This is a genomic window from Bradyrhizobium sp. T-1, assembly GCF_053592855.1.
In genome coordinates this window covers 5,313,247-5,327,059 of sequence record NZ_CM132115.1, presented here as the reverse complement: position 1 = coordinate 5,327,059, position 13,813 = coordinate 5,313,247, and the positions used below count along the sequence as shown (strand labels likewise).

Genomic DNA, 13,813 nt, shown 5'->3' with positions numbered 1-13,813 from the left:
TCAAGGCCGATCACGTTGAGAAGAAGAATTGCTGCGGCAGGGCCGGGCCTGGATTGGGCCACGACCACGAGTTCGGATATTTCGCCGGCACGTTCGCGAGGTTAGTCTTGCAGATGCCGAAGGCGTTCACCGCCAGGCAAATGCCGATGGTCTCGAAAGCGTCGGCCGTGAGATCGAACAGCTGCTTCATGATTTCGCCGCGCTTCTGCAGGTCGGCGGTGGCGCGAGCCTGATCGAACAGCTTCATGCGCTGCTTCTGGCTCTCGGGCGGCTCCTGGCCATCCTTGCCGCCGGAGACGTACCATTGCGCCCACGGCACGGCGTAGCGCGAGCCCTGAGTGTGCTGCGCGAAGAAGTCGCGCGGATCGAGCATCGGGTCGAGGCCGCCGGGGCCGGGCCACACCGCTGCATCGTGGTCATTGTTGTCGCCGCGCGTGTAGTAGAGCGCGCGCTCGATGGTGTTGACCTTGATGTCGATGCCGATATCCGCCCAGTGCCGCTTCACCAGTTCGAGCGCATCGACCTCATCCGGGTAGAGTGTCGGGATCACGTCGATGGCGAAGAAGATCTTCTGTCCGTCCGGGCGCAGCCGGAAGCCGTTGGCGTCCTTCTTGGCATAGCCGAGCTTGTCGAGGATGGCATTGGCCTGGGGCTGATCGAACTCGCTGAACTGCGTCGCCAGAGCGGCATGATACCAGGGATGCCCCGGCCGCGGCCCGGCCTGATAGGACTGCGATTGTCCGAGATAGACCAGCTCGATGATTTCGCTGCGGTTCATGCCGAGCGATAGTGCCTTGCGAAATTCCTTGTTGGCGAACATCTCCCGCATCTTCGGATCCTTGTGCGTGAGGTTCAGGTAGATCTGAACTTGCTGGGATCCGGAATTGATCAGTTCGATCAGGCGATAGCCGCCCTTCTGCATGTTCTGCGACAGCGTCGGCTTGTTTTGCAGCGTGTCGATATGGCGTTCCTGGATGTCGAGGCGGCCGGAGATCACATCGAGCATCAGCGACTCGACGTCCTGCGAGATGTTGAAGTTGAGCCTGTCGATATAGGGAAGCTGGTTGCCGGCGGTGTCGACCTGCCAGAAGTAGGGATTGCGCTCCATCACCACGCGCGTCGCGCCGCCGGTGTAGGGCTCCTTGATGACCCACGGATCGAGTGTCGGTTTATCGGCGTTACCCCAACGCGTGGGAATTTCGATGTCGCCGCACTTGTTGCGGAACAGCGTGCCCCAGTCGGAGAGGTTCGCGGCCTTGACGAGATCGGCCACCGCCGGATTGTACTTCGGGTGGAACTGGCTGCAATAGTGCTTCGCGAACAGCGTTGGATGCTGTCCGAGCGGCGTCGCCATCTGCTCCAGAAACAGCGCGTACGGACCAGCGAAGGTGAACTTCACGGTGGTGTCGTCGATCTTGGTGACGGTGCCGGCCTTGCCACCGATCACGATCGGGGTCGGCGGCGATTTATAAAGCTCGGTATTCTTGGCGCAGTCCTCGATGGCGAAGACGATATCGTCCGCCGTGAACGGATGGCCATCCGACCACTTCATGCCCTTGCGGAGATGGAAGGTGAATTCGGTGGAATCGGCGTTCACCTCCCATTTGTCGGCAACATTCGGCAGCACCTCGGTAAAGGCGAGATTCCAGCGCACCAGGCCCTGATTGCCGACCATGCGCAGGATACCGTTGTGGTCGGCCGAGCCGCGCAGTCCGCGCCGCAGCGCGCCGCCATAGCGGCCGACCTTCTCGACGGTGACGACCATCGGGTTTGCCGAGATGCGATCCGCCAGCGGCGCCAGCTTGCCGTCCGCCGCGAGTTTGGCGAGCGCCGGCGCTTCCTTGGCGCCCTCGGCGCGCGCCGCATAAGGCAGCGCGGAAAGCGCGGTTGCGCCGGCAAATCCCTTCAGCACGGCGCGGCGGTCGAGTCGGCGGCAGTGAGTCGTCCTTTGCTGGATGTCCTCGCTCATGGTTCCTCCCGGTTGAGATGTGTGTTGCGGCCATTCGGCCTTTGTGGTTCTTGATGGCGCCGTCGCGTCGTTCGGCTCGGTCATGGTGATGGTCGTGATGTCATCATGTCACCGTGATCCGCACGCTGGCCCAAAGCGTTTCGCCGGGATGCAGCACGCGCATCCCGGTCTCGGGCAGTCCGGCCGGCGCGAGATTGAAGGCGTCCGCCACGTGGCTGACCGGTTCGAGGCAGAGGTAAGCTCCGCTGGATGGCGCATGGACAACAAGGTGATCGAGCGGAGCGGCGGTCTCCATCACGATCGTCGTGCCATCTTGCCGATGCAGCGATGCCGTGCCGCTCCAGCCTGCATAGTAGATCGTGGTTTCCATCGCGCCGTGGCGGAGGTCGTGCAGACGCTCATTGTTGGCGAACGCGCGCAGACGTCGGCCGCATCCGTCAGCGTCTGCCTCCCAGATCGCATCTGTCTTGAATTGAAAGCGATCGCCGATCGACACTGCGAAGTAGGGATGGATCCCCAATCCCATCGGCATCGGCGTGTCGGCGCGGCTCTCCACGCCGATCTCGTGGATCAGGCCGGTCGGATCGAGCATGATCCGCTGGATCGCCTCGAAGGCCCAGGGCCAGGCATCAGGCGCATGGGCGGGCTCATGGCGATAACGCATCTCGACCTGTGTCGCCGTCTGCGCGGTCACGCTCCAAGGGCGTTGTTGGCAGAAGCCATGCAGCGAATGGGGCGCGGTGGCCGGGTGTGACGCGAGCTGGACGAGGGTTTCACCGAATCGGAAAGCGGCGTTGCGGATGCGGTTCGAATAGGGGACCAGTGGATAGGTGCCGGCTTTGGGCCAGACAAGCGGATCAAAGCTGCCGGCGGCCAAGGGAACGAGGACGTCGGTGCGACGGTTGCCGGGCGCCTCGCGCCAAAGCGATGCCAACCGTCCTCCGTCATGCGGTCGCACCGCCGCGTGCATCGCGCCCGCGGCCAGATTGCAAACGGATGCAGGCACATGCGGCTCATCGAACGATGCGGCCCGCGCAATGTGCGCCGTCTCTTTGCGCATTCGTTTCCATCCCTGTGGCCGGCTTCCTGCCGGCTTATTGACATGGGGTGAATTTGATATATCAAATTTCACGGCTGTCCAGTAATGCGTTTGACCAATATCAAAAAAGTTTGGGCGCATGACCTGCGTCCAGGGAGAGCAGCGTGCCGCCAAGGCTTCAGCCGGTCGATCCGGTTTATCTGAAAGGGCTGCGTGCGCATGTCCGCGAGGAGTTGCGTCGCGCCATCATCGCCGGCGAGCTGCCGTCCGGAGCGGTGCTCAACGAACGGCAGATGGCGGAGCAGCTCGGCGTCAGCACCACGCCGCTGAAGGAGGCGTTGCGTCAGCTCGAAGCCGAGGGCCTGGTCGTGGCGGAGCCGCGCCGCGGCATCCGCGTGACCTTCGATGCCGAGCAGGCCGAAGAGATGGCGCTGGCCCGCGCCGCGCTCGAGAGCATGATCGCCCGCATGGCGGCGTCGCGCATCGACGATGAAGGGGTCGCGCGGCTGGCTGCCATTGTGAGCAAAATGGCCGAGGCGACCGCGGCGAGCGCGACTGACGACCTAATCAAGCTCAACGAGTTGTTTCACGATGCCATCCACGAGATCTCGCGTTGCAGCTATCTGCAGCGCATTCTGGTCGGGCAACAAGTCTATGTGCATACCGCGCGTCAATTCATCCTGAGCGACGCGGCGGAACGGGGCCGCGCCCTCCGCGAGCATCGAACCATCTACGAAGCGCTGGCCCGTCGCGACAGCGACACAGCCGAGCGGGAAATGCGCGATCACGTGGTCCGTTCTGCGCGGCAGCACGTCAAGGCCGCCTTCGAAAACCGCGGGCAACCGCAAACTGCTCCCCAAGCTGTCCGTGCTGCGAAGGAGCACAATTCATGAGTTTGAAGAAAGTGAGAGCGGCGCTCGAGGGCATTTCGGGCGTGCATGTCACGCCCTACGCCACGAGCGGCGACATTGACGGCCCGTTGCTCGGCCGCATCATCGATCGGATCGCGGGCGCGGGAATCCACAACATCGTGTCCGCCGGCAACACCGGCGAGTTCTACGCTTTGACAGCCGACGAAGTCCGCGCCGTGCATGATGGCGCCATCGAAGCCAATGCGGGACGCTCGCTGCTGACCGCCGGTGTCGGGCGCTCGCTGAAGGAGGCGATCGAGCTCGGCCGGCGGGCGAGAGACAAGGGCGCCGACGCCTTGATGGCGCATCAGCCGCTCGATCCGTTTGCAGCGCCGCAGGCGCAAGCAGCCTACTTCAAGGCGATCGCGGATGCGGTGGACATACCGCTCATTGCCTATGTCCGCTCGGACGCGATGAGCCTCGGCGACATCTTGAGCGTTGCCAACCATCCGAATGTCGCCGGTGTGAAATTCGCCACCACCAACCTGATGCTGCTGTCCGAGTGTATCCGCTCCAGTACGGGGTCGACCGCATTGTGGGTGTGCGGTCTTGCCGAGGGCTGGGCGCCCGCCTTCTATGCGGTTGGGGCGAGGGGCTTCACGTCGGGGCTCGTCAACGTCGATCCCGTCCGTTCACTGGCCATTCATGCCGCGCTCGAGGCCGGCCGGTTCGACCGGGTCCGCGAACTCGTCGATACCATCGCCAGGTTCGAGACGATGCGGACGCGTTTCGGCAACGGCGCCAATGTCACGGTGGTCAAGGAGGCGCTGCGGCTGATCGGATTTCCGGTCGGTCCCGTGCGGCTGCCCGGCCTGCCGCAACTCGACGACAGCGACCGCGCGACCCTCGCCGAAGTGTTGCGAGCGTGGAATGTGCCGGCCCCCGCGCCGGTTGCGCGGATTGACGCATCGGTTGACGTGGCCCCGCTCCACCAGATTTGAGACCGAACGACCGATTGGTGCCTCATCCAATCCCATGCCGTCTAAGCGGCGATTCGCCGTAGCACCTTCGTGAAATCCAGATCTCGCTAATACCTGGCGTCTTCGAGTCCGCAATAAGGATCAACGGGACTGCTCCGATTCCATGGAGACCGTCCCCTCAGCAAGTCGACGACCGCGGCCTGCATTTCGTCGAGCGTAGAGTAGGCATTGATGTAGACCGGTGCGCGGGGCGCATCATAGAGATAATAGGGATAGCCGAAGGAGATGATGGCAGTCGGGATGTCGTGCCAGTAACGCCGCATAGCGCCGACGAAGTCGGCGCCAAGCTTTGCCCAATCGAGAAAGATGCGGCCGCGGGTCAGCAAAGTTTCCTCTCCGAGCAGGTAAAGAACCAGATCGAAGTCGGTGGGATCCACGAGAGGCTGCTGCTGGTGAACCGTCACCTCGAAACCCTCGGCGGTCAGCATCGCGGGGAGTTTGAATTCCCCCGGCGTGCCGTGGAGAGGACTGACAATTCCGCCCGATATCACCAGGACACGCCGGTGGCTTTGCGGATTGATGGGCAAGAGACCGATGGTGTCCTTCACCAAGGTGGGCGCGCGTCGCAGAGCCGCGTCGGCAACGGCCTTGTCGGAGGCACGCGCCATCGCACCGGCAGGCCGCGGGCGCGTTGCATCGTGCAGTCCGAGCGAGGCCTTGAGCGCGAGGACGCGCAGAACGGCGTCTTCGAGGCGTTCGACCGGAAGGCTGCCGTTCTCGACGGCCTGGCCTACTTCCGCCATGTCTTCCTCCGGCGCGCGCGAAAACAGGATCATGTCACACCCGTTGGCGATGATCTGTGATTTGGCCGCGCGCATGCGACACCAGGATGTGAGGCCGGCCATCTCGCTGGCATCGGAGACGATCAGGCCGTTGAAGCCGAGCCGTCCGCGCAACAATTCGATGTTGAGAAGCTTGCTGATCGACGCCGGCCGGAAGGCCTCGACGCCGGGGTCGGGTAGCTGGCTTCTGACGAATGCTGGTAGGGCGATGTGCGCCGACATGATGGAGAGCACGCCGGCCTCAATTGCAGCGCGATAAAGCCTGCCGAAGGTCGCGTCCCATTCTTCCATCGGGAGCGGATTGATCGTGGTCACCAGATGCTGGTCGCGATCATCGTAGCCTTCGCCGGGCCAGTGCTTGGCCGTTGCGGCGATGCCATGCTTTTGCAGCACCTCGAGGTGGGTCAACGCATGACGGCGGATTGTATCGAGGTCCGAGCCAAAGCTCCGCGTCGCGACGATCGAGCTGCGAAACGCGCGGTTGATATCTATCACCGGCGCGAAGGACCAGTTGACCCCGATGAAGACGGCTTCCTCTGCAATGATGCGGGAGACCTCGCTGGTGACGTCGAGGTCATCGATCGCGGCGAGCGCGAGCGGGTTTGGCACTTGTGTTCCGAAAGGAAGGCTCATGCGCGAGCCCTCGAGATCGGCGCTGACGAGCAGCGGGACCGGCACAGCCCTTTGCGCCTCGGCTATTCGCGCGCGCTCGGCTTCTCCGTCGGAGCCGAAATAGCGGGTCATTCCGCCCGGCCGGAGCCGCGCGAGCCTTTCCAGTTCGTCCGGATCGGTCCCGCGGGACAGGAAATTGAAGAGCTGCCCGACCTTCTCCTCGAGGCTCAATGCGCGATAGGTGGCTTCCACCCAGCTGATGGCGCGGGCATCCAGATTAAATGGCGTGCGGGAGAGGAAAGAGGTGTTCATACATGCCATCCTATGTACCAGTGTGCGCCGTACCCACGGAGAGCGCGGCGGTCTCGATCGAACCAGACATGTGATCGACGTCGCGACCGTAAGTCCACTACAGCTGTGTGATGAGTAATCCGTTGAGCAGCATGAGGCCGTCGAGGATCAGGAGAAAAACGAGTTCTAGTCCGAACATATCGCCGAGCCAACCGGCAGGGAGACTGTACATGGTCCAGGCGATCGACTCCACGACTGCGTTGAGAACAGCGAAGGCAAAGCCACGCAACTCGGACCGGATGACCGACATGACGATCGGCCGGTTCACGCCGCGATGGACACCTTGGAGGGCGACCATCAGGAACCAGAGACCTCCCGAATACAAGTGGTATAGTGAAGGTCGAATTGCCGGACCGACGACCCGGAAGAGACGGCGAACCCAGGGGGGCGAATGAGCGCGAAAATCTTTTCCTGCTGCATTCCGGCTTTGATGACGCCCTGCACCGCAGAGCGCCAACCAGACTTCGTCGAGACCCAGCTGAAGCCGTTCGAAACCTGGTACGCCCACTGGTCGAAAGAACTCGGCGCGTCGCAAAAGCACGCAGCCTGACGTCAAGTTTGGTAAGCCCTCCCGCAGGAGCTGAGTGAGCAGACGATGTCCGAGGCGGTAGTTCCCGACACCATCGTGATCGGAGCGGGCGTCATCGGCCTGTCTGCTGCGCTGGCCCTGCAGGCCCAAGGGCATCGCGTCGTCGTGCTGGACCGGGAAGGTCCGGCTGCGGGGGCTTCCGCCGGCAACGCTGGTGCTTTTGCGTTTACGGACGTCCTGCCGCTCGCTTCGCCTGGCATCTTGCACAAGGCGCCGAAATGGCTGCTCGACCCCCTTGGGCCGCTTTCGATTCCGCCGGCCTATGCGCTACGGATCGCACCGTGGATGTTCCGCTTCTGGTTAGCCTGCGCGCCGGGCCGCTTGGCTCAATCGACCGCGGCGCAGATATCGCTCATGGACTTGTCGAAAGCCGAACTCGAGCCGTTCCTGCGGCGGACCGGAACGCTTGCCATGCTACGCAAGGAGGGCAATCTGCAGGTCTATGAGAGCGAGTCCGAATTCCGGGCCTCGCTGCCTGGGTGGCAGGCCCGCGCCGATCACGGAATCGCATTCCGCCATATGACAGCAGCGGAGATGGCGGAAATCCAGCCCGGCATGGCCGCGCGCTTCACCCACGGCACCTTCACCCCAGGTTGGTATTCGATCTCCGATCCGAAGCTCTACACGCTTGCTCTTGCCGAACGTTTCGCTGCCGATGGCGGGATCATCCAGCGTGCAGAGGTCACCGCATTGCGCCCGCTCGAGAACGGCGTCGAGGTGATTGCTGGTGTCGCGCACCGCGCAGGTCATGTGGTCGTCGCAGCAGGGGCTTTCTCGCACAAAATCATCCGCACCCTGGGCGAGCGCATCCCGCTCGAAACCGAGCGCGGCTACAACACCACACTCTCGGCCGATGCCTTCGACCTGCGCACGCAGATTACGTTCGGAGGGCACGGCTTCGTCGTCACTCGCCTGTCGACCGGCATCCGCGTTGGCGGCGCAGTCGAGCTTGGCGGTCTTTCACTGCCACCGAACTTCGGGCGCTCCCGCGCCATGCTGGCCAAGGCCAGCGCTTTCCTTCCCGGTTTAAAGACCAGCGGCGGTACCGAATGGATGGGATTCCATCCCTCGTTGCCCGACAGCCTCCCGGTCATTGGCCGTGCCGGCGCGACACCGCGTGTCACTTACGCGTTCGGCCATGGTCATCTCGGCCTGACGCAGTCGGCCGGCACCGCCCGGCTTGTCGCCGACCTGGTCGCAGGACGAATGCCTGCCATCGAGCTTTCCGCCTTCTCGCCTCGGAGATTCTGAATATGGCCACCCACACCTTCTCCTGTATCGACGGGCATACCTGCGGCAATCCGGTGCGTCTCGTCTCCGGCGGGGGGCCGCGTCTGGAGGGCGCGAACATGCTTGAAAAGCGCGCCCACTTCCTGCGCGACTATGACTGGATCCGGACCGGTCTGATGTTCGAGCCGCGCGGACACGACATGATGTCGGGCTCCATCCTCTATCCGCCAACACGCCCCGATTGCGATGTGGCGGTGCTGTTCATCGAGACATCCGGCTGCCTGCCGATGTGCGGTCACGGCACCATCGGAACCATCACAATGGGCATCGAGAATGGCCTCATCACACCGCGCGAACCCGGGAGGCTGTCGATCGATGCGCCGGCCGGCAAGGTCGATATCACCTACCGGCAGGAAGGCCGCTTCGTGGAAGAGGTGCGCCTTACCAACGTTCCGGGCTTTCTCTACGCGGAGGGATTGACGGCGAAGGTGGAGGGCCTTGGCGAGATTGTCGTCGACGTCGCCTATGGTGGCAACTTCTACGCCATCGTCGAGCCGCAAAAGAACTTCCGCGACATGGCGGACCATACGGCAGGGGAGCTGGTGGGATGGTCGCCGCGCCTGCGCGCCGCACTCAACGAGAATTATGAGTTCGTCCATCCCGAGCACCCGGAGATCAAAGGTCTCAGCCACATTAAATGGACGGGCAAACCAACGAAGCCAGAGGCGCATGCCCGCAATGCCGTCTTCTACGGCGAGAAGGCCATCGATCGCTCGCCATGCGGTACGGGCACCTCGGCGCGCATGGCGCAGCTCGCCGCGAAAGGCAAGCTCAAGGTCGGCGACGAGTTCGTGCATGAATCGATCATCGGCTCGCTGTTCAAGGGACGGGTCGAGGCCAGCGCCAGGGTCGCCAACCGGGACGCGATCGTTCCCTCGATTGCAGGCTGGGCCCGCATGACCGGCATCAACACGATATTCATCGACGATCGCGATCCCTACGCTCACGGCTTCGTCGTGAAATGAAAATCTGAAGCAACGATCCGCTCGCATTCCTGGCAGATCGCCGAAGCGCATCGCCGTCCGGGCAGGTTCGGACAACGCGCGGATCGCCATGGCGATCGAGCGCGCGAACTGGATCGAAGGCGTTCGCTTCACGTCTCGATCGGGGCCAGATAGTCCATGTAAAGAGTGATTGGCCCCTTCGATCCGTCCAGAATGACGCGGAGGCTCTTCGGATAATAGCCGGCCCCGATCACGGTCCCTGTCCTTCCGGCTAAGCGAGGGCCAGCTGTCGGCTTTATCTGAATGCGTGAACCCGACGGAAACTTGAGCTCGTGTTGGGCCGATCCTGCCATGACGTCCTCGGCAGCGAATGAGCTGGCTCTCCGCGAAGAGTTCGCTAACGCGTGGGCAGTGAACCAATGAGCGAGCGAGCAAGCGAGAAGTTCGATCGTCCCGGACTGAATCACGGAAACGCTTCGGTGGAAACATCCTTCGTCGGGAGTAATCCGGAGCTACAAATCAACCCGGCTTGCTTCTATCGCCTGCACGCGCTCGGTTTCCACAATAAGAGCTGCCCCTTGGCCAAGCTCGATGCGCGGGAAAAAGCGGTGTGGGAAATGCCCTGTGAGCCCCCGAGACGAGCAGCGTACTTTGGGCTGCCGTCTTCGCGAAACTCAACCCGCGTGCGGTCATCGCGCGCTCTCGGAGCATCCGATTGAACGGTACGATCGTAACTGAGAATACTCCAATAGGGGTACCTCGACTGGCCGTTCTGCTGCTGTCTCCCGGTGAGATCGGAGCGGCTCGATCAAGTTTTAAACGTCGGCCATGCACGAGGATGCGGCGCATCTCGCATATAGGTCCCACCACAGACTACTGACAGCGTTGGAGAAACGCCAGTAAAGGGCGTTTGAGGCAAATTGGGGCGCAATTGGGCGTCCAACTTTTCGGCACAATAACCCCTTGGTTCCGCCCAATCGAGCCGAGATTCCTGCCCCAAACGTAAAGATACGTTCACCCGCAATGAGGGCCGGTCGCGCTCAGACTTACAGGTGCTGGGGGTATCATCACATAGGGGAATCATTTGACAACGCTACACTACACCGCAGGTAACAACTTCACCGCGCAGGGAGCCTACGCTCCGGCCACAGCGGGCTTCAACCTGGCCGATGTCTCGTCCGTCGACGAGCTCAACTCATTGCCGGCAGGCGTGAAGGGCATGGTCTACCTGGATCAGGGCGACGGTGTTACGCAGAGCTTCATCGATGCGCTGAAGCCCTATATCGGAAATCCGAACGTGTACGGCTTCTACCTCAAGGATGAGCCGGATCCCACGGGCCAGTACAATACGCTGGTGACGGCGGCCAATCTCAAGGCCGAGTCCGATTACATCCACGCCAATTTTCCCGGCGCGAAGACCTTCATCACCATGATGAACATGGGGTCATCGGAAAATCCGACCTACGCCAACACCTACAACCCGACGAACACCCACATCGATCTGTTCGGCATCGATCCGTATCCGGTCCGCACGGACATGAGCACGGTCGATTACAACATGATCGACAAGGCGGTGGCTGCGGCCGAATCCGCGGGGATTTCGGCAGATCACATCGTCCCGGTGTTCCAGACGTTCGGTGGTGGCAACTGGGTCGATGACAGCGGAGGCTCCTACGTGATGCCGACGGCCGCGCAGGAGCAGACGATGCTCGCTCATTGGGCGGCGCTCATTCCGAATCCGGCCTTCGATTACGCCTATGCGTGGGGTTCGCAGAATGGCGATACGGCACTGGAAAGCTCGTCGGCGTTGCAGAGCGTGTTTTTGCAGCACAATACCGCCGCGGGCACGACCGGAGGCACGACGACCGTGACGGGGTCGACCGGCGGCACGACGACCACGACAAGTGGCGACGGAACGACCACGGCCGGTGGCACGACGACGGGCACTGGCACGACCACCGGCACAACCACTGGCACCACCACCGGCACTGGCACGACCACCGGCTCGACCAGCGGTTCGACATCGACGACGACCGATGGTGGTCACCATCATCACCATCAAACGCTCGATTTCTCGCAGCTTGCGACCGGCACAACGGCGTCGTCGACGACCGTTACGACGTCCACAGCGTCGACCCTGCCCACAAGTGGAAGCAGCACGACCGACGCGACCACGACGGCGTCGACGGATATCGGGACTCACTCGACCGATTGGATCGGTCACCACACCGACCATCACGCTTGGCACTTCTGAGTTTGAAGGACGTCTTCATCAACAGAGACATACGCGGGGCACGTCCCCGCGTATGAGAATTTCCTAGGGGATCACTCGCGGCCGCCGTGGCCCGGGTCGGGGTGCCATTCTGCGCATTGCGGAATGTTGGAATGCGAGCGCTCGCGCTCGATCACATGCAATTTCAACCGCTTGCCGCTGCCCTGCCCAGGGGCCGCCCGGATATGCACATGTACACAACGGCAAAGGTCTCCGCGCTCGCGGACGGATTTCGTCAGATACGTCCCGGCCTGCTTGCGGCCGGCGGATTATCGATCTTCATAAACCTGCTGGTGTTCGTCTCGCCGCTCTACACTATGCAAATCTACGATCGTGTGCTGACCAGCCGGAACGGGATGACCCTTCTGCTGCTCTCGCTGATCGCGCTTGCACTGTTCGTCAGCTACGCAGCACTCGAGCATTTTCGTAGCCGGGTCCTTGTCCAAATCGGAATCCGGTTCGACCAGCTCCTCTCGGGAGAAGTCTTCGAGACCGCACTGGGGCAAGCCCTCAGCACGAGCAGCTCACATCATGTCCAATTGCTGCGTGACGTGGACACTCTGCGCGAGGTCTTGTCGGGTGGCGTGATCACCGCACTCATGGACGTGCCGTGGACACCGATATTTCTCGCAATTTGCTTCCTGCTCCATCCCTTGATTGGCTTGGTTGCCCTGATCGGTGCGCTTGTCATCCTCTTGCTGGCCTTCCTCAACGAGCGCGCCACCAAGGCACCGCTGATTGCGGCCGCATCGAAGAACCTTGATGCCCTCGACCGGTTGACATCCTCGCTGCGCAACGCCGAGGCGATCCGTGCACTCGGAATGGGACCTGCAGTGCGAACCGCCTGGAGCTCGACCCACGGCAAGGCACTCGTCGACAGTGCCCTTGCGGGTGAGCGTGGCGGCACGCTCCTTGCGATCTCAAAATTTCTGCGGATGGCGCTTCAGGTGTCGATCATGGGCGTGGGAGCCTACCTCGCGATCCAGCAGGAGATCTCGGGAGGAGTTCTGTTCGCTGCCTCGCTCATTATGGGGCGGGCACTCGCGCCGGTGGAAGCAGCCGTGTCGCAGTGGAAGGCCCTCGTTGTCGCGCGTACATCGTATGCACGGCTTGAAGCCGCACTTCGGACCCGGGCCGCAGAGCGCCCGCCGACCAGACTGCCGGCGTTGGCTGGCGAGGTCTCGGTGGAAGCGGTGACGGTCCTCGTACCCGGATCGCAATTGCCGGCAATTGCAGATGTGTCTTTCAGGCTGGCTCCTGGCGAGATCGTCGCGGTGGTCGGGCAGTCCGGATCTGGGAAATCGTCGCTGGCACGGGCGCTTGTGGGCGCCTGGCCCGCCGTTCGCGGCTGCGTGCGCATCGATGGAAACGATACGAGGCATTTCGATTCCAACTTCCTTGGGCAACGCCTCGGATATCTGCCGCAGGACGTGGAACTGTTCGCCGGCACGGTGCGCGACAATATCGCTCGCTTTCGCGATGACGCGACCGACGAGGCTGTTGTCGAGGCCGCACAACTGGCGTCGGCGCACGCCATGATACAGCGGCTTCCGAAGGGTTACGACACCGTGATCGGAGATAACGGCGCGGGACTTTCAGGCGGTCAGCGGCAGCGTATCGGGTTGGCGCGCGCGCTGTTCGGCCGGCCGGTGCTGATCGTGCTCGATGAGCCTAACGCCAATCTCGATGGCGACGGCGACCGCGCGCTGGCCGATGCGATCCAAATGCTGCGGAAGCAGCGCGTGACGGTCGTGATCATCAACCACCGTCCTAATCTGCTTGCCCTGGTCGATAAGATCGTCTTCATGCACGAAGGGCGCTTGGGGCGGGTCGGGACACGCGACGAGCTTCTTCCCGTGCTGCTGGGGCAAGCCGTCACGCCGATGCACCGTGACGGCCGAGTGCCAGCCGAGCGCCGCCACCCGGCCGAAGCTCATCATCGCGCCGATGGCGCTCCCCGCAACGTGCACCTTTCGAATCCACCGCGTTCCGCTCACGCGACGAGGCAATGATGGGCAATATGATGTCGGTTGAAGAGAGGGCTCTTCCAAGTGAATTCGCCGAGCTCCTGCGA

At 62.6% G+C, this 13,813-nt stretch carries 11 protein-coding genes; 7 read left to right on the top strand and 4 right to left on the bottom strand.

What is annotated here, in order from left to right:
* Positions 1-10 precede the first annotated feature (10 nt).
* Together ACWAT4_RS25785 and ACWAT4_RS25780 are read right to left on the bottom strand one after the other, a co-directional pair.
* On the bottom strand, positions 11-1,969 hold the full coding sequence (locus tag ACWAT4_RS25785; RefSeq protein ID WP_449728386.1) for an ABC transporter substrate-binding protein: 1,959 nt from the start codon (positions 1,967-1,969) through the stop codon (positions 11-13).
* A gap of 103 nt (positions 1,970-2,072) precedes the next feature.
* Complete coding sequence (locus ACWAT4_RS25780; RefSeq protein WP_449728385.1) at positions 2,073-3,182, bottom strand: aldose 1-epimerase; 1,110 nt, start codon at positions 3,180-3,182, stop codon at positions 2,073-2,075.
* 59 nt (positions 3,183-3,241) lie between these two features.
* Here ACWAT4_RS25780 and ACWAT4_RS25775 point away from each other — a divergent pair, with 59 nt between their 5' ends.
* Both ACWAT4_RS25775 and ACWAT4_RS25770 read left to right on the top strand, forming a co-directional pair.
* Positions 3,242-3,901: a GntR family transcriptional regulator gene (locus ACWAT4_RS25775; RefSeq protein WP_449728384.1), complete on the top strand. Its 660-nt coding sequence runs from the start codon at positions 3,242-3,244 to the stop codon at positions 3,899-3,901.
* Entirely contained in the window at positions 3,898-4,860 is a 963-nt protein-coding gene (locus ACWAT4_RS25770) for a dihydrodipicolinate synthase family protein (protein ID WP_212300679.1), read from the top strand. The genes ACWAT4_RS25775 and ACWAT4_RS25770 overlap by 4 nt, the downstream gene beginning before the upstream one ends.
* Before the next feature lie 86 nt (positions 4,861-4,946).
* Here ACWAT4_RS25770 and ACWAT4_RS25765 read toward each other — a convergent pair whose 3' ends face one another.
* Together ACWAT4_RS25765 and ACWAT4_RS25760 are read right to left on the bottom strand one after the other, a co-directional pair.
* Positions 4,947-6,605 (bottom strand): glycoside hydrolase family 3 protein, encoded by a 1,659-nt coding sequence (locus ACWAT4_RS25765; protein ID WP_212426783.1) that lies wholly within the window; start codon positions 6,603-6,605, stop codon positions 4,947-4,949.
* A gap of 97 nt (positions 6,606-6,702) precedes the next feature.
* A complete protein-coding gene (locus ACWAT4_RS25760) occupies positions 6,703-6,942 on the bottom strand; it encodes a hypothetical protein (protein WP_449728383.1) in 240 nt (79 codons plus the stop codon).
* Between the two features lie 93 nt (positions 6,943-7,035).
* On the opposite strand from ACWAT4_RS25760, the gene ACWAT4_RS25755 reads away from it, so the two are divergent.
* The 5 genes from ACWAT4_RS25755 to ACWAT4_RS25735 all read left to right on the top strand — a co-directional run bounded on the left by ACWAT4_RS25755 (position 7,036) and on the right by ACWAT4_RS25735 (position 13,751).
* On the top strand, positions 7,036-7,194 hold the full coding sequence (locus tag ACWAT4_RS25755) for a hypothetical protein (RefSeq protein ID WP_212300682.1): 159 nt from the start codon (positions 7,036-7,038) through the stop codon (positions 7,192-7,194).
* Positions 7,195-7,239: 45 nt separating this feature from the next.
* Positions 7,240-8,484 (top strand): NAD(P)/FAD-dependent oxidoreductase, encoded by a 1,245-nt coding sequence (locus ACWAT4_RS25750; protein WP_449728382.1) that lies wholly within the window; start codon positions 7,240-7,242, stop codon positions 8,482-8,484.
* 2 nt (positions 8,485-8,486) lie between these two features.
* Positions 8,487-9,488 carry a 4-hydroxyproline epimerase gene (locus ACWAT4_RS25745; RefSeq protein ID WP_449728381.1) on the top strand — a complete coding sequence of 334 codons (1,002 nt, stop codon included), beginning with the start codon at positions 8,487-8,489 and terminating at the stop codon, positions 9,486-9,488.
* 1,063 nt (positions 9,489-10,551) lie between these two features.
* Complete coding sequence (locus ACWAT4_RS25740) at positions 10,552-11,721, top strand: calcium-binding protein (RefSeq protein WP_449728380.1); 1,170 nt, start codon at positions 10,552-10,554, stop codon at positions 11,719-11,721.
* Between the two features lie 155 nt (positions 11,722-11,876).
* Positions 11,877-13,751 carry a type I secretion system permease/ATPase gene (locus ACWAT4_RS25735; RefSeq protein WP_449731263.1) on the top strand — a complete coding sequence of 625 codons (1,875 nt, stop codon included), beginning with the start codon at positions 11,877-11,879 and terminating at the stop codon, positions 13,749-13,751.
* Positions 13,752-13,813 lie beyond the last annotated feature (62 nt).